The sequence below is a fragment of the Microbacterium azadirachtae genome (assembly GCF_000956505.1).
Lineage (GTDB): Bacteria > Actinomycetota > Actinomycetes > Actinomycetales > Microbacteriaceae > Microbacterium > Microbacterium azadirachtae_A.
The window spans coordinates 316,078-340,128 of the sequence record NZ_JYIX01000037.1 but is presented as its reverse complement, the minus strand read 5'-3'; the positions used below and the strand labels follow the sequence as shown (position 1 = coordinate 340,128).

The following is a 24,051-nucleotide window of genomic DNA, read 5'->3' as shown; positions in this document are numbered from 1 at the left end:
GACCGGGCGGTCGGCGGGCGGGGCGCCGCGGAATAGACTCGTCGGGTGACCGTTCTGCACGACAAGGCCCTGCGCGGCTTCGCATCCGACAACTACTCCGGCATCCACCCCGAGGTGCTCGCGGCGATCGCGGAGGCTAATGACGGCCACCAGATCGCATACGGCGAGGATCAGTACACCGAGCGGCTGCAGGAGGTCTTCCGGCAGCACTTCGGCGAGGGCGTCGAGGCCTTCCCCGTCTTCAACGGCACGGGCGCGAACGTGACGGGGCTGCAGGCGATGCTCCCCCGCTGGGGCGCGGTGATCGCGGCGACGACCGCGCACATCAACGTCGACGAGGGCGGGGCGCCGGAGCGCATCGGCGGATTCAAGATCCTCTCCGTCCCCACCGAGGACGGCAAGCTCACGCCAGAGCTCGTCGACCGCGAGGCCTGGGGCTGGGGCGACGAGCACCGCGCCCAGCCGCTGGTCGTCTCGATCACGCAGTCCACCGAGGTCGGCACGCTCTACACCGCGGACGAGATCCGCACCCTGGCCGACCACGTGCACGCGCGCGGCATGAAGCTGCACCTCGACGGCGCCCGGCTCGCGAACGCCGCGGCCGCGCTGGACCTGCCGCTGCGCGCCTTCACCCGCGACGCCGGCGTCGACGTGCTGAGCTTCGGCGGCACCAAGAACGGCGCCATGCTCGGCGAGGCGATCGTCGTGCTCACCCCCGGTGCCGCCGACGGCCTGGTCTACTCCCGCAAGTTCAACATGCAGCTGGCCTCGAAGATGCGCTTCGTGTCGGCGCAGCTCATCGCGCTCCTCGAGGGCGACCTGTGGCTGCGCAACGCCCGCCGTTCCAACGCGATGGCGCAGCGGCTGCGCTCCTCGCTCGAGGCGGGCATCGCCGACGGATCCATCCAGGGCGTGGGCTTCACCCAGCAGACGCAGTCGAACGGGGTGTTCGCGACGCTGCCCGACGGCATCGCCGACCGCCTGCGCGAGACCGTCCGGTTCTACGACTGGGATGCCGCGCGCAACGAGGTGCGCTGGATGTGCGGCTTCGACACGGCGGAGGCGGACATCGACGCGCTCGTCGCGCTCGTCGCGCAGGAGACCAGCCGCTGAGTCGCGTCTCCCCGCAGCACTCTTCGGGACACGGTCCGGGCTTCCCCGGGCCGTGTCCCCTTTTTGGCTCTAGAACTGCGGATTCGGAGCCGAATTCGGGACATGGTGGGGCCAGAAGTGGGACATGGTCAGCATCGCCCCCGGGCGACCGCGGACCCGGGCTCAGCGCAGCAGGCCGAGGTGCGCGAGCGCCTGTCGGATGAGCGTGCCGCGGCCGCCCTCCATCTCGGCGGCGAGCGCATCGCTCGCAGCGTCCTCGGGGCTGAACCAGGTCACCTCGAGCGCGTCCTGACGCGGCTCGCAGGTGCCGGTCACCGGCACGACGAACGCGAGCGACACCGCATGCTGGCGGTCGTCGTGATACGCGCTCACCCCGGGGATCGGGAAGTACTCGGCTACCGTGAACGGCGCGGGCGACGGCGGCAGCATCGGGAAGGCCATCGGCCCGAGGTCGTTCTCCAGGTGCCGGAACAGCGCGTCGCGCACGGTCTCCCCGTAGCGCACGCGCCCCGAGACGATCGTCCGCGTCATCTCGCCCAGGGGCGTCGCGCGCAGCAGGATCCCGATGTCGGTGACCACACCGGATCCGTCGATGCGCACCGGCACGGCTTCGACGTAGAGCATCGGCAGCCGACGGCGCGCCTGGGCGAGTTCGAAGTCCGTCAACCAGCCGGGGTTCGCCCCTCCTGACGCCCCGAGGCCGTCGAGGCCGCCGGGCAGGCCGGACAGCGCGTCGGGGAGACCGTCGTCGGCCGGATCGGGATCGGGTGTGCGTACCGCCATGGTCTCTTTCTACCAGCGTCTGCCATGCGCACCGAGTGCGAACCCGGATCCGGGGCGGGACGTCACCGGCCTGGGGCAGGATGGAGCCATGGCCGAACCCGTGGAGATCGATCGCGCAGCGGTGCGCTGGACGCGACAGGACGAGGCGCTGCCGCTGCTCGTCCTCCTGCACGGCTACGGATCCGATGAGCGGGATCTGTTCTCGCTCGTGCCGTTCCTGCCCGAGGGCGTGACCGTGGCGTCGCTGCCGGCGCCGCTGGGCGCCCCGTGGCCGATGCCAGGACGCTCCTGGTACCCCATCGACGAGCTGGAGCGGCGGGACCCCGCCTCGGTGACCGCCGCCGCGGAGGCCGTGCTGCGCTGGCTCGACGCGGAGGCCGCCGACGCCCCGTCGATCGCGCTGCTCGGCTTCTCGCAGGGCGCCTCGGTGGCGCTCCAGACGGCCCGCGAGGATCCCGCGCGGATCGCCGCGGTCGTGAACCTGAGCGGCTACGCGGCCCCGGGCGACCTCCCGGGCGACGCCGCGCTGCGCGAGCGCCGCACCCCGGTGTTCTGGGGGCGCGGTTCGAGGGACGACGTCATCCCTCCCGCCCTCATCGTGCACACCGCGCAGTGGCTCCCGGAGCACTCGGAGCTGACCGGGCGCGTGTATCCGGGTCTCACGCACAGCGTGTCGGAGGAGGAGCTGGCCGATGTGCGGCGCTTCCTCGACGGGTGGCTGGACGGCCTTCAGGCCCCGGCGCCGGAGGATCCGCTCGACGGCTGATCGGGCTGGTCGCCCGGGAGGTCGCGGCCAGAGGCGTCGGCATCGCGATCGTCCACCGGCCCGGCGTCCGTTCCGCCCTCGGCCTCCGCCCTGCGCCGCTGCTCCTCCCGCTGCATGCGCGTGCCCGCCGCCGTGAACGCCACCATGACCGCGGCGCCGATCACGAGGCCGAGAGCGATCCCGGTGCCCATGTTGTTCAGACCGGCGCCGAGCGCCACACCGACGCCCATGCCGATCGCGAGCCCGGCGCCGAGGCCCACGCGGCGCATCGTCTCGCCGGATCCCGGCCGCTGCTCTTCCATGCCTCCAGGCTAGATCGCCTCAGGAGTGCGGGCATCCGCCGCAGGACGGATCCTGATCCTGCCGGACGGATCCGATGACACCGCAGACGCGACACGCCCGGGTTGCACGAATCCAGGGCGCCCGGTATCGTCGTCCGGGTCCTGTCCGCCGTGTAAGGAAGTCCCTTGATCTGAGTCGTCGCCTCCGCGTTCCATTCACGCGCTGATCCGACACTCCTTCCTGCCCTCGCTTGTTCCGGCACAGGCATCTCCGGTCTCTGAGATCCGTCCTTCTGCGACGGTTCCGCCCTTCCACGGGCTCAGACCGATCGGCATCAGCGCACCCCGAACACCTTCTGGGAGCCGCCCATGTCATTCCTCACCCCCTCCTCCGCGGTCGTGCTCGACCGCGTCACCTTCACCTGGCCCGACGGATCCACCGCACTCGACAGCGTGTCCGGCGCCTTCGGCGCAGGCCGCACCGGCCTCGTCGGACGCAACGGATCCGGCAAGTCGACGCTGCTCCGCCTCATCGCCGGCGAGCTGACCCCGACGTCAGGGCACATCACCGCGACCGGCGAGGTGGCGTACCTGCCGCAGCGCCTCACGCTCGACACGCACGCCCGCGTGGCCGAGCTCCTCGGCGTGGCCGGAGCGCTCGACGCGGTCCGCGCGATCGCGGCGGGCGATGTCGACCCCGCCCGTTTCGACGAGGTCGGCGACGACTGGGACGTCGAGGCCCGCGCCGAGGCGGCGCTGGCCGAGGCCGGCCTGGATCCGTCGTTCCTCGACCGCACCGTCGGCGAGCTCTCGGGCGGGGAGGCGGTGCTCGTCGCGATCGCCGGGATCCGCGCCCGTCGCGCGCCGATCACGCTGCTCGACGAGCCGACCAACAACCTCGACCGCGAGGCGCGGGCACGGCTCGGCGAGATGGTGCGCTCCTGGCGGGGCACCCTCGTGGTGGTCAGCCACGACGTCGCGTTGCTCGAGCTCATGGACGACACCGCCGAGCTGTACGGCCGCGAGCTCAGCGTCTTCGGCGGCCCCTACTCGGAGTGGCGCACGTGGCTGGATACCGAGCAGGAGTCCGCGAAGCAGGCCGAGAGGGATGCCAAGCAGGCCTTCAGGAAGGAGAAGCGACAGCGCATCGAAGCCGAGCTGAAGCTCGCGACCCGCTCGCAGATGGCGAAGAAGGCCTTCGAGGAGAAGCGCGTGCCGAAGATCGTCGCGAACGGCCGCAAGATGGCGGCGCAGGTCTCGGCCGGCCGGCTCCGCACCGAGGTCGCCGAGAAGGAGGGCACGGCGCGCGACGCCCTCGACGCGGCAGGGCATCGGATCCGCAACGACGCCACGATGAAGATCGAGCTGCCGGATCCCGGCGTCTCCCGGAGCCGGCGCATCGCGACCCTCGGAGACGCCGAGAGGTTCTGGACGATCCAGGGCCCCGAGCGCGTCGCGCTGATCGGACGCAACGGGGTGGGCAAGACGACGCTGCTCCGGCGACTCGTCGACGAGGCCGGCTCCGCGGATCCGGGTGCGGACCCGGGCGCGGATCCTGCCCCGTCGGATCCTGCCTCCGTGCCCGAGGTGTCCGTCCTGAGCGGCGTCCCGCACACGGACCGGATCGGATACCTGCCGCAGCGGATCGACGGCCTCGACGAGACCGCGACCGTGGTCGAGAACGTCGCGGCGCGCGCTCCGGAGATCCCGGAGAAGGATCTGCGCAACCGGCTCGCCCGGTTCCTGATCCGCGGTGCCGCCATGGACCGGCCGGTGGGAGCGCTGTCCGGCGGGGAGCGCTTCCGGGTCGCGCTGGCGACCCTGCTGCTGGCCGATCCCGCGCCGCACCTCGTAGTGCTCGACGAGCCGACGAACAATCTGGACCTCGACACCGTGGATCAGGTCGTGCAGGCGCTCCGTGCCTACCGCGGGGCGGTGCTGGTCGTGAGCCACGACGACGCGTTCCTGCAGCGCCTGGACCTGGATCTGACGCTGGAGCTCGACGCGGACGGCGCCCTCTCCGAGGTCTCGCTGTCCCCCCACCCGTGAGGGCCCGATCCAGCGGCCGTCCAGGACACGGGGGCAGGATGTGGGCATGAGCACCCTCGTCCGCCCCCGCAAGGGCCGCATCATCGCCGGCGTCTGTGCCGCGCTCGCCCACAGGTTCGGCTGGCCCGTCCTCCTCATGCGCCTGCTCGCCATCGTCCTGATGGTGTTCGCGGGGCTGCCGCTGTGGGTCTACATCGTGCTCTGGATCCTCATCCCCAAGGAGAAGTGAGCCCGCAGGGGTCTCGGTTTCAGGCGCGCTTCGCCCGCATCGCGCGGGTGTGGCCGAGCGTCGGATCCGCCGCGAGGAGCGCGTACTCCTCGGACTCCCGAGGCACCAGCGTGACCCGTCCTTCGGCGTCGCTGAGGACGCCCCAGCCGTAGCGCTTGCCGAGCGGCGAGGCACGAAGGCACGCCTGCCCCTTCGAGAAGAACTCGTCCCGTGCCTCACCATCCGCGGGGTCGATGCCGTGACGCAGCGCCCAGGTGGAGAAGATGACGTCATCGGAGGTCCGCTCGAACGGGTGCTCCGCGATCATCCGGTAGTGCAGCGCCCCGATCGTGGGAACGGTCCCTGCGCTCGTCGAAGGGCCCGCGGGCGGTTCCTGCGCGTGGTCCGTCGGGCAGTCCTCGGCCACCTCGATGAACGTGCTCGTGTAGTTCGTGGTGTGCTCGGCCATGCCTCCATGCTCGCACCGTGCCGGGACGGAGGGCTTGGAGATCCGCGACAGGGTCGAAGACGGGCACGGCCCACGCCGAGGTAGCGTCGAGGCATGGATCCCGCCGACCCGTCCGCCCGTCCGCGGCTCAGCGCACGCGCTGCCTCAGCCCTGTCCACGACCGCATGGATCATCGCCGCGCTCGCGTGGGTCGTCGCCTCGGGCGCGACGTTGCGGTACCTGCACACCGAGGCGAGCATCGTCAGCATCGTCTGGATGCTCATCGCCGTCGCCTGCACAGTGCTCGCCGTCGTCGTCGATCTCCTGACCCGTCGTGCGCGCGGGACAGGCACGGGGGCTGTCGCCCTGCGCGCACTCGGCAGCGTCGTCACCGGACTCTCACTCGGGTTCGCGATCGCGCAGGCGGTGATCGTCAGCCGCGGCTATGCGGAGCCGAAGGGATACGTGCTCGCGTTGACCGCCCTGGTGCCGACAGTGCTCGGCCTGCTGATCTTCTTCTCCCCCGGGATGCGGGATCGCTCCCGCCGCGCGCGCCACGGAGGCGGAGGACAGGACGGGCACTGAGCGGACGCGCCGTCGCCACGAGTGTTCCGGGGCGTTGCGCCCAGGGCGGATCCGATCCCGAATGTCCGCGGCAGCCGCGAAGATGGACGGATGAGCGACGCTCCGACCGGCTCAGCGCACCGCGTGCTCGACCGCTTCACCCCCGCGACCCAGGACTGGTTCCGCGGGGCGTTCACCGCACCCACCCCGGCGCAGGCGGGGGCGTGGGAGGCGATCTCGGGCGGGAGGCATGCTCTCGTCGTCGCGCCGACCGGGTCGGGCAAGACGCTGTCGGCCTTCCTCTGGGCGATCGACCGGGTGTTCCGCGAGCGCGCCGCCGAGGGTGCTGCGCCCGAATCCGCTGCCGCTGACGAAGCCGCCCCCGCGCGCCAGGCTCCCTCGCGTCCTTCGAAGAAACGCCCTTCGGCGAAGAAGGACGCCGAGGGCCCCGGACGCACCCGGATCCTCTACATCTCGCCGCTCAAGGCCCTCGGCGTCGATGTGGAGCGCAACCTCCGCTCGCCGCTCATCGGCATCGGCCAGTCCGCCCGTCGGCTCGGGATCCCTGCACCCTCCGTGACGGTGGGGGTGCGCTCGGGCGACACGACCTCGTCGGACCGCCGCCGCCTGGTCGTGGATCCGCCGGACATCCTCATCACCACGCCCGAATCGCTGTACCTCATGCTCACGAGCCGGGCCGGCGACACCCTGCGCGACGTGCACACGGTCATCATCGACGAGGTGCACGCGGTCGCCGCGACCAAGCGCGGCGCCCATCTCGCGGTCAGCCTCGAACGGCTCGACCAGTTGCGCCGCGCGGCCGGGGCCGAGGCCCCCGTGCAGCGCATCGGCCTGAGCGCGACCGTGCGCCCGATCGACGAGGTGGCGCGGTTCCTCGGCGGCGCGCAGCCCGTCGAGATCGTGGCGCCTCCTGCCTCGAAGACCTTCGATCTGCAGGTCGTCGTGCCGATCGAGGACATGCTCAACCCTCCCCCGCCTCCCGGCACCGACGAGACCCCCCGACCGGCCGGCGCCGAGCGCGCGGACGATTTCGGCGCGGACGCGTTCGGCGAGAACACCGAGATGACGGGATCCGTCTGGCCGCACGTCGAAGAGGCGATCGTCGACAAGATCCTGCAGAACCGCTCCACGATCGTGTTCGCAAATTCGCGCCGCCTCGCCGAGCGCCTCACGGGGCGGCTGAACGAGATCTACAGCGAACGGATCGGGCTCGACCTGCCGGCGGCCATGGTGCCCGCGGCCATGATGGCGCAGGCCGGTTCGACCGCAGGAGCGGATCCGGTGCTCGCCAAGGCGCACCACGGCTCGGTCTCCAAGGAGCAGCGGGCGATCGTCGAGGAGGAGCTCAAGTCGGGCGTGCTGCGCTGCGTCGTCGCGACGAGCAGCCTCGAGCTCGGCATCGACATGGGCGCTGTGGACCTCGTGATCCAGGTGGAGGCCCCGCCGTCCGCCGCGTCAGGACTGCAGCGCGTGGGTCGCGCGGGGCACCAGGTCGGCGAGATCAGCCGTGCCTCGCTGTTCCCCAAGCACCGCGGCGACGTGCTGCACACCGCGATCGTCACCGAGCGCATGCTCGCGGGGCAGATCGAGGCGATCAGCGTGCCGCGGAACCCCCTCGACATCCTCGCGCAGCAGACCGTCGCCGCCTGCGCGCTGGAGCCCCTCGACGTGGAGCAGTGGTTCGACACGGTGCGCCGGAGTGCGCCCTTCGCCGCGCTCCCCCGCTCGGCGTACGAGGCGACGCTGGATCTGCTCGCCGGGCGCTTCCCCTCCGACGAGTTCGCCGAGCTGCGCCCGCGCCTCGTCTGGGACCGCGACGCCGGCACGCTCACCGGACGCCCCGGCGCGCAGCGGATCGCGGTCACGAGCGGCGGCACGATCCCCGACCGCGGGCTGTTCGGCGTCTTCGTCGCCGGGGAGACGACCGGCGCCCGCGTCGGCGAACTCGATGAGGAGATGGTCTACGAGTCACGGGTCGGCGATGTCTTCACACTCGGCACCACGAGCTGGCGGATCGCCGAGATCACGCACGACCGGGTCAACGTGATCCCGGCCTACGGGCAACCGGGCAAGGTGCCGTTCTGGCACGGCGACGGCCTCGGTCGCCCGTTCGAGCTCGGCGAGGCGCTCGGCGTCTTCAACCGCGAGGTGCAGGGCGCGACGCCCGAGAAGGCGCGGGAGCGCCTCAGCGCCGCCGGGCTCGACGACCGTGCGCAGGCGAACCTGCTCGCGCACCTGAACGAGCAGAAGGAGTCGACGGGCACGCTGCCCACCGACCGCGCGCTGACCGTCGAGCGCAGCCGCGACGAGATCGGCGACTGGCGCGTGATCCTGCACTCGCCCTACGGGCAGAAGGTGCACGCACCGTGGGCCCTGGCCGTGAACGCCCGCATCCGCGAGCGCCTCGGCGTGGAGGGGTCGGCGGTCGCGAGCGACGACGGCATCATCGTTCGCGTGCCGGACGCCGACGCGGAGCCTCCCGGCGCCGAGCTGTTCGTCTTCGAGCCCGACGAGCTCGAGCGGATCGTGACCGACGAGGTGGGCGGATCCGCGCTGTTCGCCTCGCGCTTCCGCGAGTGCGCGGCGCGCGCGCTGCTCATGCCGCGGATGAACCCCAACCGGCGCACCCCGCTGTGGCAGCAGCGGCAGCGATCGGCGCAGCTGCTCGAGGTCGCCCGCAAGCACCCGACGTTCCCGATCATCCTGGAGACGCTGCGCGAGGTGCTGCAGGACGTCTACGACCTGCCCTCGCTGCGGCGTCTCGCGACCGGCATCGCGGAGCGACGCATCCAGCTCGTCGAGGTGCAGACCGCCCAGCCCTCGCCTTTCGCCCGCGACCTGCTGTTCGGCTACGTCGGCGCCTTCATGTACGAGGGCGACTCCCCGCTCGCGGAGCGCCGGGCCGCCGCGCTGTCGGTGGATCCGGCGCTGCTGGGCGAGCTGCTCGGCACGGTCGAGCTGCGCGAGCTGCTGGACCCGGAAGTCATCGCCCAGTTCGAGCGCGAGGCGCAGAGGCTGGATCCGTCCCGCCGGGCGCGCGGCGTCGAGGGCGTCGCGGATCTGCTGCGCCTGCTCGGGCCGCTCGACGCGGGCGAGGTCGCGGTGCGGCTCGAACCGGCCGATACACCCGACGCCCCTCGTCTCGCCTCGCTCGCTCAGGGACCGGAAGCCGACCGGTCCCTGAGCGAGGAGCGCAGCGACGAGACGAAGGGCGTGGCGGAGGCCGCCGCCCACCTCGTCGCCCTGGTCGACGCCCGCCGCGCGATCGAGGTCACGATCGGCGGCGTCCGCAGGGTCGCCGCGATCGAGGACGCGGGTCGACTCCGCGACGCACTGGGCGTGCCGCTTCCCGTCGGGATCCCCGTGGCGTTCCTGGAGCCGGTCGCGGATCCGCTCGGCGATCTCGTGGCCCGGCATGCGCGCACGCACGGCCCCTTCCTCGGATCCGCCGTCGCCGCCCGCTTCGGACTCGGATCGGCGATCGTGCGGCAGACGCTGCAACGGCTCGAGGCCGACGGGCGCGTCACGAGCGGGTACTTCCTGCCGGATCCTCCGAGCGCCTCCGAGGCGGGGGCCCGCGCGTCTGCGACGTCCGCAGGCCCGGATGAGACGGAGTGGTGCGACACCGAGGTGCTGCGGCGGCTGCGGATGCGCTCGCTGGCAGCCATCCGCGGCAGCGTCGAGCCCGTGTCGCCCGCCGCATTCGCGCGCTTCCTTCCGGAGTGGCAGCACCTCGCGCGGCCGCTCGAGGGCATCGACGGGGTCGCGACCGCGATCGAACAGCTCGCCGGCGTGCCGATCCCGGCGAGCGCCTGGGAGTCGCTGGTCCTGCCGCAGCGCGTGCGCGACTACACGCCCGCGATGCTCGACGAGCTGACCAGCTCCGGGGAGGTCGTCTGGGCCGGCCACGGAAGCCTCCCCGGTCGCGACGGCTGGGTCTCCCTGCACCCCGCGGATCTCGCGCCGTTCACGGTCCCGTTCGCCGAGGAGGCGCCGGAGCCGGGATCCCTCGAAGCCCAGCTGCTCGCCGCGCTCGCCTCGGGCGGCGCATACTTCGCCGCGCAGCTGCGCGAAGCCACGGGCGCCGAGAACGAGGCCTCCGTGGTCGAGGCGCTCTGGAACCTCGCGTGGTCGGGCCACGTCACGAACGACACCTTCGCCCCGATCCGCGTGCTCCTGAGCGGCGGCAACCAGGCGCATAAGGTCGCGCGCCGCGCCCCCCGCGCACGCACCTTCCGGGGCATGTCGCTCGCGCGGCCCGCCTCCGCGCCGCGACCGCTGAACGTCGGAGGGCGCTGGTCCCTGCTGCCGGAGGCGGAGACGGATCCGGCCCGGCGCGCCACGGTCTCCGCGGGCCTGCTGCTGGACCGCTACGGCGTCGTCACGCGCGGATCCGTGCAGTCGGAGGGCCTGCCGGGCGGCTTCGCCCAGGCCTACCGGGTGCTCGCGGGGTTCGAGGAGGCGGGGCACTGCCGACGCGGCTACGTGATCGAGAAGCTCGGCGCGGCCCAGTTCGCCGCCTCGGCCACGATCGACCGGCTCCGCACGTTCTCCGGGCTCGCCGATCCCCCTCCGCGGATCGCGCGCACACTCGCCGCGACCGACCCGGCCAACCCGTACGGGGCGGCGCTCGGCTGGCCCCGGCGGGACGACGTCTCGCACCGGCCCGGCCGCAAGGCCGGCGCCCTGGTCGTGCTGGTCGACGGTGCCCTCACCCTCTATCTCGAGCGCGGCGGCAAGACCGTGCTCGCCTTCGCGGACGACGAGGATGAGCTCCGCGCGGCGACCGCCGAGCTCGCGGCGACCGCGAAGGCGCGGCGGCTGGAGACCCTCACGGTCGAGAAGGTGAACGGAGACGGGATGTACGGCACGACCGGTGGATCCCTGCTCGGCCGGCTGCTGCAGGAGGCCGGGTTCGTCGCCACTCCGCGCGGCTACACGCTGCGGAAGGCCCTGTGAGCCGAGCCGGATCCGCGACCGCCGCGCAGGACGCATACCCTGGTGGCATGATCCGCGAGTTCGCTGCAGGATTCGGCACCCTGGTGCGCGGATTCGGCCTGTGGCGCACGCACCCGCGCCTGCTCGCGCTCGGACTCATCCCGGCCGCGATCAGCTTCCTCGTGCTCGCGGCGGCGCTGATCCCGCTGGGCTTCTCTCTCGGCGGGATCACGGCCTGGTTGACGCCCTTCGCTGACGGCTGGATCTCGGGATGGCGCGACGCGTTGCGCATCGCGCTCGGCATCGTGGTCTTCATCGCGGCGGCGGTCTTGTCCGGACTGGTGTTCACCGCGCTCACGCTCACGATCGGCGACCCGTTCTACCAGCGCATCTGGCGCGAGGTGGAGCGATCGCTGGGAGGCGAGGAACCGACCGGCGAGACCGGCTTCTGGAGCACCGTCGGCGAGGGCCTGCGCCTGATCCTGCTCGGCGCGCTCGTCGCGCTGCTCACCCTGGTCCTGGGCTTCATCCCGTTCGTGGGCGGCGTGCTCGCGACCGTGGTCGGGGTGCTGCTGTCGGGACGGCTGCTCGCGCGGGAGCTGACGGGACGGGCCTTCGACGCCCGCGGCCTCGACCACGACGCCCGGCTGCGACTGCTCGGTGCAGGGCGCGCGCGCGTTCTCGGCTTCGGCGTCGCCACCCAGCTCTGCTTCATGGTCCCGCTCGGCGCGGTCATCACGATGCCCGCGGCCGTCGCCGGATCCACGATGCTGGCCCGTGCCCTGACCGATCGCGCCGTCGTGGATGGATCCGCAGACCTCACCGGAGAGGGGACCACGCATGCCTGAGGGCGACACCGTCTACCGCGTGGCGCACCGTCTCGACGACGCACTGCGCGACGGCGTGGTCACCCGCTTCGACCTGCGGGTGCCGGAGCTCGCGACCGCCGACCTCACCGGGTCCGTCGTGCACTCCGTGGTGCCGCGCGGCAAGCACATCCTGATGAGGATCGGCGACTCGACGCTCCGCTCGCACCTGCGCATGGACGGCGCCTGGCACCTGTACCGGCCCGGCGAGCGCTGGCGGGCTCCCGGCTACACCGCCCGCGCGATCGTGAGCACCGCGGACGCGGAGGCGGTCGGCTTCGACGTCTCGATGCTGGCGCTCGTGCCCACCGCGCAGGAGGACACGCTCGTCGCGCACCTCGGACCCGATCCGCTGGGCGCCGACTGGGACCTCGCCGAAGCGGCGCGCCGCCTCGGCGCCGACCGGCGCCCGATCCACGTCGCACTGCTCGACCAGCGCAACGTCGCGGGATTCGGCAACGAGTACGCCGCGGAGCTGCTGTTCCTGCGCGGAGTGCGCCCCACGACGCCCGCGACAGACGTCGACGTCACCGCCCTGCTGGAGCTCGGGGCGCGCACGATCCGCGCCAACCGGGATCGCCTCGACCGCACGTTCACCGGCGTCGCCCAGCGCGGTCGGACGACCTGGGTCTACGGACGGGCGCACCGCACCTGCCGGCGCTGCGGCGCGCTCATCGAGAGCGGCGAGCTCGGCGCGGATCCGACCGAGGAGCGCCGCACCTTCTGGTGCCCCCGCTGCCAGCGCTGACCCGCGTCACAGCGCGTGCACGACACGCGCGAAGTGTGTGCACGGGAATAGATCCGCCGCCGTCACGGTTGCAGATGTATCCGGGGAAAGTCCCGGGCACGGGAGGTTTTCGTGGGCAAGAACTACGTCGACATCGAGGACGGCCAGGGCGGCACGCTGCGCTATCGCAAGCACGCCAACGGCCGCGGCCTCATCGCGCACGGTGCCAAGGTGCACCCGCAGGCGGTCGTGGAAGCGGGCGCCTACGTCGAACCGCGCGCGAAGGTCGGGGCCGGAGCGCGCGTCGCGCGCGGAGCCTGGATCGAACCCGACGCGGTCGTGGGCGTGAACGCCCGGATCGAGGCCCATGCCCATATCGGGCAGGGGGCCGTGATCGGGGACGGCGCCAGCATCGGCGTCCGCACCGAGGTCGGCGCCGGAGCGCACATCGCGCGCGGCGCCCGCATCGGGGATGACGAGATCATCGCCGCCGGCATGACGCTGGATACCGATCGCAAGGGGCTCTGGCTCGCCGCCTGAGCGGCGCCGGCTGAACCGCGCAGGCTCAGCCGCGCAACTCGCGGAGGACGACGCCTCCGCACTCGCACGCACGGAGAAGGCGCGCGTCCCCTGGGCGCACGCCTTCTCGGTCTGCCTTCAACGAGTGCGGTCGCTCTTGCGCCCTGCGGCCAGGCTGGACAGGGCGAGTGCGCCCACGAGCAGTCCGAAGTCGCGCAGCGCGATATCGAGGTACCCGCCGACGCTGACGAGGCTCACGATGATGCCGAGCAGCCATAGCGCGACGACGTAGCCACCGATCCGCGGCAGGAACGCGACCAGGATCCCCGCAACGATCTCGACGGCACCGACGATGTACATGAAGGTGTGCGCGTCCATGCCGATCATGCCGTTCATCCAGGGAGCCAGGTACACCTCCCAGTCAGGCTTGAGAACGCGCACGAACTTGTCGAGTCCGAACAGGATCGGCGCGACGGTGAAGACGGTCCGCAACAGCAGGAAGGCCTGCCGGTATCCGTCCTGCAACAGCGGAGGACGGGCCACGGTCTTGGTCTGGGTCGAGGTGGTCATGACAGCTCCCTTCTAAATGTGTATTTCCTTAAAATTAGAACTCCCGCTCTCTAAAATCAAGAGAATCTTCAGTTAGAGTGTGGGTATGAGCATCTCGGAGCAGGCGGCGGGGATCGGCGCCCTGGCCGATCCCACTCGGCGGGCGCTGTACGAGCACGTGATCGCGCAGCCTGATGCCGTGACGCGGGAGAGCGCCGCCGACGCCGTCGAAGTTCCCGTGCATGTCGCGCGCTTCCAGCTCGACCGCCTCGTCGAACTGGGACTCCTCGACGTCGAGTTCCGCCGGCTCACCGGTCGTTCCGGTCCGGGCGCGGGGCGTCCCGCCAAGCTCTACCGGCGTGCGGCGCAGACGATCGCGGTCTCGCTGCCGCCGCGGCACTTCGATCTCGCGGGGCATCTGCTCGCGCGCGCCATCGAGCGCTCCGCCGATGGCACCCCGATCGATGCCGCCCTGCGCGATGTCGCGCGCACCGAGGGCGACGCCTATGGCGCACGGATCTGCACCGATCCCGCACCGGTTCCGGCGGACGACCGACCCGACGAGCATCTCGAGCTGGACCGGATGCGGCACGCCCTGGCGGGCCAGGGCTACGAACCGCGGTCGGTCGATGACGCCGTCGTGTTGGCGAACTGCCCGTTCCACGACCTCGCCCGCGCCCACACCGACCTCATCTGCGGTATGAACCACGCCTATGTGTCCGGCGTCGCCGAGGGCCTCGGCTGCCGCCACGTCGAAGCACGGCTGGATCCCGCCGCCGCGCGGTGCTGCGTCGTCATCAGCGCAGGGAATCCAGAGCACCGGGCCGGTACGCTGAACCCATGAGCAGGCGAGGCGCATCCGGACGCAAGCCCGCGGTGCGCTCCGCGAAGGGCGGCGCTCGCAGCACCGCCGGCGGTCCGGCCGCCAAGGGCAAGAACGGCGGGAAGCCCGCCGGGAAGTCCGCACCGCGCGGCAAGAAGGCGGAGAAGGTCGTCTTCGACGCGCCGACCACGGTCGATGAACCCCGCACCCTGCGCCTCGGGGCGGTCCCCGGCGCGACTCCGGGACGCTGGATCGACACCTGGAAGGAGCGGATGCCGCTGGTCGCCCTCGAGCTCGTGCCGATCCCGTTCGCCGCACAGCGCACCGCCCTGACCGAGGGCACCGTCGACCTCGCGCTCGTACGCGGGCCGTTCGACAAGGACGGCATGCACGCCATCCCCCTCTACGAGGAACTCCCCGTCGTGATCGCCGGGGCCGAGTCGCATCTGCTTGCCGCCGAGGAGCTCTCCCCCGCAGACCTGGAGGGCGAGACGCTGCTCACCACGCGCGAGGACGTGCTGGGCGACCTCGGCCTTCCGACCGTCCCGTCTCGGATCCCTCCGCTCGAGACCGTCGAGGCTGCCGTCGAGACCGTCGCCTCGGGCGTCGGAATACTCGTCGCGCCGATGTCCCTCGCACGCCTGCATCACCGCAAGGACGTCGACTACCGGATCCTCCGCGACGCGCCGGTCTCCCCGGTGCTGCTGGCCTGGCCGGCCGCTGCGACCACGCCCGACATCGAGGCGTTCGTCGGCGTCGCACGAGGCCGACGCGCCACATCGTCTCGCTGAGCAGGCCCAGCGAGACGAAACGCGGCGCCAATCGTCTCGCTGCGCTCGCTCAGGGACCGGGATACCCGGTCCCTGAGCGAGGAGCGCAGCGACGAGACGAAGGGCGCTCAACGACCGGTGGGGTCGGTCGATCGGGTGAGGATCAGGCCGCCTGGGCCATCTCCGCGGTCGCGGTGACGCGCAGCACGTCGCCGGACGCGTCCACGACCACACGACCGCCGTCGCCCAGCTCGCCGGAGACGAACAGGTCCGCGATGCGGTCGTCCACCTCGCGCTGAATCAGGCGGCGCAGCGGGCGCGCACCGAACTCCGGCTCGTAGCCGTGCTCGCCGAGCCAGGCCGCGGCGGCGTCGGTGACGTCGAGCGTCACCTCGCGCCCGGCCAGGCGCCGGGACGTGGCCTGGAGCAGGAGCCGCACGATGCGGCCCAGCTCCTCGCGGCTGAGCTTCTGGAACAGCACGATCTCGTCGATGCGGTTCAGGAACTCGGGCCGCATGGCCTCACGGAGCTTGCCCATCACGCGCGCCCGCAGGTCCTCCTGGGACGCGAATCCGTTGGCGGACCCGTCCTGCGAAGCCACGAAGCCGAGCGCGCCCGAGCGCGATGCGAGGAACTCGGATCCGATGTTCGAGGTCATCACGATCACCGTGTTGCGGAAGTCGACCGTGCGGCCCTGACCGTCGGTCAGGCGGCCGTCGTCGAGCACCTGCAGCAGCAGGTTGAACACGTCGGGGTGCGCCTTCTCGATCTCGTCGAACAGCACGATCGCGTAGGGGTTGCGCCGCACGCGCTCGGTGAGCTGTCCCGCCTCGTCGTAGCCGACGTATCCCGGAGGGGCGCCGACGAGCCGCGACACCGTGTGCCGCTCGCCGAACTCGCTCATGTCGAAGCGGATCACGGCGGTCTCGTCGTCGAAGAGGCGGTCGGCGAGGGCCTTGGCCAGCTCGGTCTTGCCGACACCGGTGGGGCCGAGGAACAGGAACGATCCGACCGGCCGGCGGGCATCGCCCATTCCGGTGCGGCTGCGGCGCACGGCCCGCGCCACGGCGGCGACCGCGTCGTCCTGCCCGATCACGCGGGCGTGCAGGTCGGACTCGAGGTCCGCCAGGCGCTCGCGCTCGCTCTCGGAGACGCGGCTGACCGGGATCCCGGTGGCGCGCGCGATGACCGCGGCGATCTCCGCTTCCCCGACGATCGCGGGCTCGGAGCCTGCGGAACCGGCAAGGGTGCCGGCGTCGTCGATCCTGGCCTGCACCGTGGCGATCTCGTCGCGGATCCGCGAGGCCTCCTCGTAGTGCTCGGCCCCGACCGCGGCGTTCTTGCGCGCCTCCAGGTCGGCGAGCTCGGCGAACAGCGCCGCGACGTCGGTCACGATGCCGAGGCGCAAGCGCAGCCGCGCACCGGCCTGGTCGATCAGGTCGATCGCCTTGTCCGGCAGCACCCGGTCCGGCAGGTACCGTGCGCTCAGTTCGACGGCGGCGCGGATCGAGTCGTCCGTGTACGCGACCGCGTGGTGCTGCTCGTACGCGGGCTTGAGTCCCTCGAGGATGCGCACCGCGTCCTCGATCGAGGGCTCGGCGACCTTCACGGGCTGGAAGCGGCGTTCGAGGGCTGGATCCTTCTCGATCCGGCGGTACTCGGAGAGCGTGGTCGCGCCGACCAGGTGCAGGTCGCCCCGGGCGAGGCGCGGCTTCAGGATGTTTCCGGCGTCCATGCCGCCGCCCTCCCCGGATCCGCCCGCACCGACGACCGTGTGCACCTCGTCGATGAAGACGATGATCTCGCCCTTGTGCGCGGCGATCTCGTCCATCGTCTTGGTCAGGCGCTCCTCGAAGTCGCCGCGGTAGCGGGTGCCCGCGAGCATCGCCGGCAGGTCGAGCGCCACGACACGGCGGTCCTTGAGCTGCGCGGGAACGGCGCCGTCGACGATCGCGCGGGCGAGGCCCTCAACGATCGCGGTCTTGCCGACGCCGGCCTCGCCGATCAGCACCGGGTTGTTCTTGGTGCGGCGGCTGAGGATCTCGATGGTCTGCTCGATCTCGGAGGCGCGGCCGATCACAGGGTCGAGCTCGCCCTCGCGCGCACGCGCCGTGAGATCGAGGCCGAACTGGTCGAGCATCGGCGTCTCGGAACCGGACGGCGCGGCCGTCCCCTCCTGGTCCGGTGTTGTGCCCGTGGACATGGGCTCGCGCAGACCCTGGGTCAGCGCCTCGGCGGTGACGCCGGCGCGGGCGAGGATCTGGCCCGCGGGGGCGTCCTGCCCGAGCACGAGCGCGAAGAACACGTGCTCCGGCTCGATGTAGGTCGCACCCGACGAGCGCGCCACCTGGTAGGCGTGGAACAGCGCGCGGCTGGCGCTCGGGGTGATGGTCGCGGCCTCGACATCGGAGGGCTCGCCCGGTGCGGGCAGACGGGTGTCGACGGCGCCGACGATCGCCTGAGGGGTCACCCCGATGTTGCGGATCGCCTGGTCGACGGCGTCGTCCTCGACGATCGTGCGGAGCACGTGCAGGGCGTCGAGCTCGGTCTGGCCGCGCTCGAGGGCGAAGCGCCCTGCGCGCTGCAGGATGCGCTGAGTGCGCACGGTGAGGAACCGGCTGAGGTCGATCGACCGGGTCTGCCGGGCCTGCTCACCGGCGAGGTAGCGGGCGAGGAACTCGTCGAACGAGCCCGAGCCCGCGTCGGTGAAGTCGTTGGGCATTTCGCTTCCTCTCAAACTTGAGCGTTGTGCTATCAACTTCAACACGGTCCTGCCCCTCGTATTCCCGCTCCCTCCCCGCGGTCCTCTCCCGTGTGTTCCGGAGCGTTGCGGCGCGGCTCCGCCGACCTCCGCCGCTCGCCTAGAATCCAGGGATGGCCTCGCTTCTGTATGTCGGCGTGCGCCCTGAGCTGGATGCGGCGACGGCGGAGCGCGCGTCCTTCCGTGTCGCCCTCGGCGTCGACGCCGACGCACTCGACCGTATCGACCTCACCACCACGGCGCTGCCCGACGACGTCTTCGACCGCTATGCCGGATTCGTGATCGGCGGCTCCCCGTTCAACGTGACGGACGTCCGCAAGTCCGAGGCGCAGCGACGGGTCGAGGCGGATCTGGAGCGGATCGCCGAACGCGCGATCGACGGCGCCACGACCGCGTTCTTCACGTGCTTCGGGATCGGCGTGGTCACGCGCCTCCTCGGCGGTGAGGTCGGCATGGAGACCCCGGAGGAGGCGACGGCGGCCGAGATCCGCTGTACGACGGACGCCGCGGCAGATCCGCTCTTCGGCCCCGCGGGACCCGTGTTCCACGCCTTCACGGCGCACAAGGAGGGGTCAGCCGAGGTGCCGCCGGGCGCGGTGCTGCTCGCCGGCAACGACACGTGCCCGGTGCAGGCGTATCGCGTGGGCGCCGATCTGTACGCGACGCAGTTCCACCCCGAACCGTCGCCGCGCGACTTCGCCGACCGCATGGTGTTCTACCGCACCACCGGATACTTCGACCCCGACGCGTTCCACACCGTGCAGGAGGCCGTGCTCGGATCCATCGTGACCGAGCCGGCCAGGATCCTGCACCGCTTCGGCGAGCGCGCCCTCGCCCGCTGACAGGCTTGGCCCGCAGGCCCGCTGGCCCGCTGGCCCGCTGACCGGGCTGCCCCGCTGGCCGCGCCGCCTCGGCAGGACCCACTGACCGCGAGACTCCAACTGGGCGACGAGACTGCATGAAATACGCGCAGTCTCGTCGCGGAGTTGGAGTCTCGCGGTCAGGGCGGGACGCGCGCGGATCAGGGACGGGCGCGGATCAGGGGCGGGCGTCGCGGAGGAGGGCGATCCGGTCTTCGAGGTAGGCGGCGAGGGGCATGAGGGCGCCGGACGCGGACCAGCGCACCGACGGAACACCGTCGGCGAGGGCGAGCGGACCTGACGAGCCGCCCGCCGACACGGCGGCGACGTCGATCGGGGTCCATCCGACGTGCACGGTCTCGCCGTCGGCGAAGCCGCCGCGCGAGGCCTCGGCGCAGCGTTCCGCCCTTGCTCGCGCCGATTCCGCCGCGTAACCCCGGCGCACGGGTGCGGCGGCGCGCAGCACCTCGGCCGTGGCGAACACGGCGTCATCCGCGATCAGGAGCACGCCGACGTGCCACGCGGATCCGGCGCGCACGATGCGCGGCGCCCTCCACCGCGAGGTCTTCTCGCGCCCGAGCGCCTCCTGCGGCAGGCCAGAGAGGGCGGCGCGCGCCCTGTCCAGGAGCATCGCGAGCGAGGCGTCCGGTTCGGAGGAGGTCACGGATCAAGGCTATGCCCGCGCGCCTCCCGAGACAGCGCCTCGCGCGCCTCTCGCGACAGCACCTCGCACGCCTCCCCCGATGTGATCGATATCATGCACGTGTGCCGGGACGACGCCCGCGCCACCCACGATCGGACCCCATGACGACCACAGCGACGCCGGATCCCCGCCGCATCCCGGGAATGGCCGACGTCGCGCGCCTGGCCGGGGTCTCGGCGCAGACCGTCTCCCGCACGCTGAGCGGGAACCCGAGCGTGCAGCCCGAGACCAGGGCGAAAGTGCTCGCCGCGGTCGATCAGCTCGGCTACCGGCGCAACAACGCCGCCCGCGCCCTGTCCTCCGGGCGGAGCAGGGCGATCGGGGTCGTCTCGCTCCGCACCGGCTTCTACTCGCGCAGCGCGGTCGCGGTCGGCATCGAGACCACCGCGTCCGAGGCCGGGTACATCGTGAACTCCGTCACGACACCCTCGCTCGATGCGGGCGAGATCGAGCAGGCCATGTCGCGCCTCGCCGATCAGGGCGTCGAGGGCATCGTGCTCGCCGTGCCGCTGATCTCGACGACGCGCGCGATCGACGAGCTGACCCGCACACTGCCGACGATCACGATCGACGGCTCGCGCACGGCGTCGACCCAGGTGGTCGCGGTCGATCAGCGCGAGGTGGGGCGGATCGCGACCCGCCACCTGCTGGATCTCGGTCACGAGACCGTCTGGCACGTCGCGGGCCCGCAGCAGTGGCTCGATGCCTCGAGCCGTACCCAGGGCTGGCGCGAGGCGCTCGCCGACGCCGGCCGGGAGGCCCCGCCCGAGATCGTCGGGGACTGGTCCCCCGCCTCGGGCCACCGCGCGGGGCAGATCCTGGCCCGCATCCCCGAGGTCACCGCGGTGTTCGTCGCGAGCGACGAGATGGCGTTCGGCCTCGCCAGGGCGTTCGCCGAGCTCGGCCGCACGATCCCCGAGGACGTATCGATCGTGGGCGTCGACGACATCCCGCTCGCGGAGTTCTGCTCCCCCGCGCTCACGACGGTCGCGCAGCCGTTCATCGACGTGGGCCGCATCGCCGTCGAGCATCTCCTGCACGCGATCTCGCACCCGGGCGCCGTGCCGCCGGCCGAATCGATCGCCCCGCAGCTCGTCGTGCGCCGCTCCACCACCGCACCCCGCCGCTGACCGCCAGCCCGAGACATCCCTACCCCGGGCCCCTCGACGAGAGCGCGCCCCGCTGCAGGGCCACGCTCCGGTCACCCCCCTCGTGTTTGCGATATCTCGCCGGAGGATCCAACTGCGGCAATTCGCGGAACCTCTTGATGTTAGCGATAACTTGCGAGTACCGTGGCCCCTGTTCTCCCCGCCTCGATGACGCAGCAAGGAAGACCGATGCCTCCACAGATCCTGTCCCTCCCCCGTCGATCACGGGGCGTCCTCGCCGCCGGCGCCGCGCTCGCGATCGCCGCGACGACGCTGACCCTCGGCGCGGTCGCCCCGGCGCACGCCGACCCCGCCCCTCCCGCGGGCGCGGCGATCCCCGACTCGGGCTACACGCTCCTCGACGTCGACTCCGAGTCGGCCCCCTACCCCGCACCGCCCTCCCTCGACGGCACCGCGAAGGGGGCGTTCGACGGCGACTACTCGACCCAGTGGGCGTCGAACTACAACGGCGGCTCGCCGGATCCGATGCCGCACTACCTCACGTTCGACATCGGGGCCGAGCACGCCCTCACCGGGATCGGCTACTCCGTCAAGGTGCAGGGCAACGGCCCGGCCAAGGACGTGCAGGTGCTCACCACGAACGACCCGGCCGTCGCCAAGGACGGCAAGAGCAGCGGCTGGACGCCCGCGGGCACGGCGACGTTTTCGCAGCCGACGAGCAGCACGCAGATCCAGTACGTCACGTTCGCCCAGCCCGTGTCGGCGCGCTACGTCGAGTTCCGGATCCTCGATGCCGTGAACGGCTCGAACAACGCCTCGGCCGCCGAGATCGTCGCGTACACGACAGACGCCCTCGGCGGGATCCCCTCCGGGCACGCCATCACGAACGCCCAGTACGCCGTGGTCGGCGCGGATTCGCAGCAGACCGAATCCGGCGACGGATCCGCGTCCGCGGCCTTCGACCAGAACTCTGCCACGCAGTGGGCGAGCGAGTGGTCGCCGGCCTCGGCGCCGTATCCGCACCAGCTCACCTTCGACGTCGGCGGATCCTTCACCCTCACCGGCCTCGGCTACTCCGTCAAGGTGCAGGGCAACGGACCGGTCAAGGACGTCTCGGTGTACACGACGGACGACGCGAACGTCGCGAAGGACCCGTCGGCGAGCGGCTGGAGCACGGCCGGCACCGCGAGCTTCTCGCAGCCGACCAGCGCCTCCCAGATCCAGTACGTCACGTTCTCCCAGCCGGTGAAGGCGCGCTACGTGCGCTTCCAGGCCGAGAACGCGGTGAACGGATCCGACAACGCCTCCGCGTCGGAGATCGTGGTGTACTCCACGGACGCCGACACCACCCCTGTGGCGCCGCCCAAGCCCGCCGCCGCGACCGTGACCACCGACTCGGTCGACAACAGCACGTGGAACTACCCCGACGACACTCCGGCCAGCCCCATCATCGACGCGGACGGCACGTTCCACTTCGGTGAGTCGCACGCGAACTACTACAACGAGCCGGACGGCAGCAACGGCGACATCCGCCAGTGGAACTGGTACACCGGCTCGAACTTCGACACCGCGAAGCCGGACGACGCCCTCAACGCCGCGGGCACGAACCCGGACACCACCGACTTCTGCAACGCCAGCCCGACCGGCGTGGACTCGACGAAGGCGCCGGCCGGATCCAGCTACACCCAGCCGAACTACTGCGACATCACCCAGATGTGGGTCGACCCGGACACGGGCGACTGGTACGGCCTGGTGCACAACGAGTTCACGCCCAAGCCCTTCGGCGACGGCCTTCACTACGACGCGATCGACTACGCGGTCTCGACCGACAAGGGCAAGACCTGGAGTATCCCCGGTCACGCGATCACCTCGCCGTACAGCACGACCCGCGGCGACACGACCGCGTTCCCGCAGCAGACGTACTCCTACGGCGACGGCGATCCCCGGCTCTACGTCGACTACGCCTCCGGCTACTTCTACGCGTTCTACGGCTCCCGCGTCGTGAACAAGACCGGAGGTTGGGTGGCCTTCTACGAGCACGTCGCCCGCGCCCCGATCTCCGGGAAGATGGCGACCGGCTCGTGGCAGAAGTGGTTCGACGGCGCGTGGACCGAGCCCGGAATCTCCGGCAAGGAGAGCAACATGGTCCCCGTCGCGGATGACAGCGAGACGGGCTATACGCCGGTCGACAAGGAGTACGACCCGAACACCCCCGGCACGGCCCAGCAGCAGATCAAGAACGGGCAGATGCCCGCCACCTCGCCGCTGTTCGTGATGGACGTCACCTACGACGCCTACCTCGGGCTGTACATCGGCCAGCCGCAGAACCCCGACCAGTCGGGCAAGGCGCCGCAGGAGTTCTACGCCACGAAGAACCTCGCGACGCAGAAGTGGTTCCGCCTCGGCGACTCCGGATCCGCGTACACCACGGCGTCCTGGTACCGGTGGTTCGTGGACCCCGCCAACAAGACGAGCTCGGCGATCGTGGGCAAGTCGTTCCGGTCGTACTGCTCCTTCGGCTGCATGGGCGACGCCTACGCGCAGCTCGCCAACATCACGATCGACGCCGGTCCGTCCGTGTCGCCCGCGACGGCGATCGACACCACGAAGGCGTACACGATCGCGAACGAGGACGGGCGCAAGCTCTCGGCCTCCGGCAACGGCAAGAAGCTGACGACGGCGGGATCCGTGAACCGCAAGAACGGCGCCTGGACGTTCACGGCGACCGGTGACGGCGCCTACACGATCGCGACGCAGGCCGGTGCACTTCTGGGCGTCGACGCCTCCTCCACCGCAGGGCGCGCGTGGGGCGCAGGGCTCTCGCTCACCGACAAGGCCTCGGCCGGCGTCGGACAGCAGTGGTTCATCGTGCCGAACACGGATCCCGCCAGCGGACAGGCGACCGGATCCGTCCGGCTCGTGAACCGCTACTCGGGGCTGGTGCTGGGCATCGACACGTCCACCGCCGCGACCACGCCGGGCCGCACCTGGGACGCACCGTCGGCGCACGGAGCCTCCACCACCTCCCAGGCCGGCGACTTCACGCGACCGGGCGACCAGACGCTGAGCCTGGCAGAGTTCTCCGGGAACTGAGCGCGAAGGGGTCTCCGTCACGGGATCCTCGACGGAAGGGATCCGGGCCCAGCGCCCGGGTCCCTTCCGGCGTCTGCCGGGCGCGATCCCCGCGCCCGGC

Annotated in this window: 20 protein-coding genes; 14 read left to right on the top strand and 6 right to left on the bottom strand. The window is 71.7% G+C overall.

Features of this window, described 5'->3' with window-relative positions:
• Window positions 1-45 precede the first annotated feature (45 nt).
• Complete coding sequence (locus tag RS86_RS14430; protein ID WP_045272898.1) at window positions 46-1,113, top strand: threonine aldolase family protein; 1,068 nt, start codon at window positions 46-48, stop codon at window positions 1,111-1,113.
• A gap of 162 nt (window positions 1,114-1,275) precedes the next feature.
• Here the strand turns inward: RS86_RS14430 and RS86_RS14425 are convergent, their stop codons facing one another.
• Complete coding sequence (locus RS86_RS14425; protein ID WP_045272897.1) at window positions 1,276-1,896, bottom strand: NUDIX hydrolase family protein; 621 nt, start codon at window positions 1,894-1,896, stop codon at window positions 1,276-1,278.
• An 88-nt stretch (window positions 1,897-1,984) separates the two neighbouring features.
• Here RS86_RS14425 and RS86_RS14420 point away from each other — a divergent pair, with 88 nt between their 5' ends.
• Window positions 1,985-2,662: an alpha/beta hydrolase gene (locus tag RS86_RS14420; RefSeq protein WP_045272896.1), complete on the top strand. Its 678-nt coding sequence runs from the start codon at window positions 1,985-1,987 to the stop codon at window positions 2,660-2,662.
• Here the strand turns inward: RS86_RS14420 and RS86_RS20435 are convergent.
• The gene (locus RS86_RS20435) at window positions 2,626-2,964 is read right to left on the bottom strand and encodes a hypothetical protein (protein ID WP_045272895.1); all 339 of its coding nucleotides are present in this window, start codon (window positions 2,962-2,964) and stop codon (window positions 2,626-2,628) included. The two genes, RS86_RS14420 and RS86_RS20435, sit on opposite strands and share 37 nt — an antisense overlap.
• Window positions 2,965-3,312: 348 nt before the next feature.
• Here RS86_RS20435 and RS86_RS14410 point away from each other — a divergent pair, with 348 nt between their 5' ends.
• Together RS86_RS14410 and RS86_RS14405 are read left to right on the top strand one after the other, a co-directional pair.
• The gene (locus RS86_RS14410) at window positions 3,313-4,992 is read left to right on the top strand and encodes an ABC-F family ATP-binding cassette domain-containing protein (RefSeq protein WP_045272894.1); all 1,680 of its coding nucleotides are present in this window, start codon (window positions 3,313-3,315) and stop codon (window positions 4,990-4,992) included.
• Window positions 4,993-5,038: 46 nt separating this feature from the next.
• Entirely contained in the window at window positions 5,039-5,221 is a 183-nt protein-coding gene (locus RS86_RS14405) for a PspC domain-containing protein (RefSeq protein ID WP_045272893.1), read from the top strand.
• Window positions 5,222-5,240: 19 nt separating this feature from the next.
• Here RS86_RS14405 and RS86_RS14400 read toward each other — a convergent pair whose 3' ends face one another.
• Complete coding sequence (locus RS86_RS14400; RefSeq protein ID WP_045272892.1) at window positions 5,241-5,669, bottom strand: DUF6157 family protein; 429 nt, start codon at window positions 5,667-5,669, stop codon at window positions 5,241-5,243.
• 93 nt (window positions 5,670-5,762) lie between these two features.
• On the opposite strand from RS86_RS14400, the gene RS86_RS14395 reads away from it, so the two are divergent.
• From RS86_RS14395 to RS86_RS14375, 5 genes are all read left to right on the top strand, one after another.
• Entirely contained in the window at window positions 5,763-6,233 is a 471-nt protein-coding gene (locus tag RS86_RS14395) for a hypothetical protein (protein ID WP_045272891.1), read from the top strand.
• 90 nt (window positions 6,234-6,323) lie between these two features.
• Window positions 6,324-11,192, top strand: a complete 4,869-nt coding sequence (locus RS86_RS14390; protein WP_045272890.1) for a DEAD/DEAH box helicase — start codon at window positions 6,324-6,326, stop codon at window positions 11,190-11,192.
• Between the two features lie 47 nt (window positions 11,193-11,239).
• Window positions 11,240-12,019: an EI24 domain-containing protein gene (locus RS86_RS14385; RefSeq protein WP_045272983.1), complete on the top strand. Its 780-nt coding sequence runs from the start codon at window positions 11,240-11,242 to the stop codon at window positions 12,017-12,019.
• Window positions 12,012-12,785: a DNA-formamidopyrimidine glycosylase family protein gene (locus RS86_RS14380; RefSeq protein WP_045272889.1), complete on the top strand. Its 774-nt coding sequence runs from the start codon at window positions 12,012-12,014 to the stop codon at window positions 12,783-12,785. The genes RS86_RS14385 and RS86_RS14380 overlap by 8 nt, the downstream gene beginning before the upstream one ends.
• 111 nt (window positions 12,786-12,896) lie before the next feature.
• A complete protein-coding gene (locus tag RS86_RS14375; RefSeq protein WP_045272888.1) occupies window positions 12,897-13,304 on the top strand; it encodes a transferase in 408 nt (135 codons plus the stop codon).
• 117 nt (window positions 13,305-13,421) lie between these two features.
• On the opposite strand, the gene RS86_RS14370 is transcribed toward RS86_RS14375, so the two are convergent.
• Window positions 13,422-13,853 carry a hypothetical protein gene (locus RS86_RS14370; RefSeq protein ID WP_045272887.1) on the bottom strand — a complete coding sequence of 144 codons (432 nt, stop codon included), beginning with the start codon at window positions 13,851-13,853 and terminating at the stop codon, window positions 13,422-13,424.
• Window positions 13,854-13,938: 85 nt separating this feature from the next.
• Between RS86_RS14370 and RS86_RS14365 the strand changes: the two genes are divergently transcribed.
• On the top strand, window positions 13,939-14,676 hold the full coding sequence (locus RS86_RS14365) for a helix-turn-helix transcriptional regulator (protein ID WP_045272886.1): 738 nt from the start codon (window positions 13,939-13,941) through the stop codon (window positions 14,674-14,676).
• On the top strand, window positions 14,673-15,446 hold the full coding sequence (locus tag RS86_RS14360; RefSeq protein ID WP_082076799.1) for a LysR family substrate-binding domain-containing protein: 774 nt from the start codon (window positions 14,673-14,675) through the stop codon (window positions 15,444-15,446). Before RS86_RS14365 ends, RS86_RS14360 begins: the two co-directional genes overlap by 4 nt.
• A 142-nt stretch (window positions 15,447-15,588) precedes the next feature.
• Here RS86_RS14360 and RS86_RS14355 read toward each other — a convergent pair whose 3' ends face one another.
• Window positions 15,589-18,147, bottom strand: a complete 2,559-nt coding sequence (locus RS86_RS14355; RefSeq protein WP_045272885.1) for an ATP-dependent Clp protease ATP-binding subunit — start codon at window positions 18,145-18,147, stop codon at window positions 15,589-15,591.
• 152 nt (window positions 18,148-18,299) lie between these two features.
• On the opposite strand from RS86_RS14355, the gene RS86_RS14350 reads away from it, so the two are divergent.
• Window positions 18,300-19,028, top strand: coding sequence for a glutamine amidotransferase-related protein (locus tag RS86_RS14350; protein WP_045272884.1), 729 nt, complete (start codon window positions 18,300-18,302; stop codon window positions 19,026-19,028).
• Between the two features lie 196 nt (window positions 19,029-19,224).
• Here RS86_RS14350 and RS86_RS14345 read toward each other — a convergent pair whose 3' ends face one another.
• On the bottom strand, window positions 19,225-19,710 hold the full coding sequence (locus RS86_RS14345) for a glutaminase (protein WP_235281784.1): 486 nt from the start codon (window positions 19,708-19,710) through the stop codon (window positions 19,225-19,227).
• 140 nt (window positions 19,711-19,850) lie between these two features.
• On the opposite strand from RS86_RS14345, the gene RS86_RS14340 reads away from it, so the two are divergent.
• Together RS86_RS14340 and RS86_RS19950 are read left to right on the top strand one after the other, a co-directional pair.
• A complete protein-coding gene (locus RS86_RS14340; RefSeq protein ID WP_045272883.1) occupies window positions 19,851-20,879 on the top strand; it encodes a LacI family DNA-binding transcriptional regulator in 1,029 nt (342 codons plus the stop codon).
• Between the two features lie 207 nt (window positions 20,880-21,086).
• The gene (locus RS86_RS19950; RefSeq protein ID WP_052680292.1) at window positions 21,087-23,951 is read left to right on the top strand and encodes a discoidin domain-containing protein; all 2,865 of its coding nucleotides are present in this window, start codon (window positions 21,087-21,089) and stop codon (window positions 23,949-23,951) included.
• The last annotated feature ends 100 nt before the right edge of the window (window positions 23,952-24,051 follow it).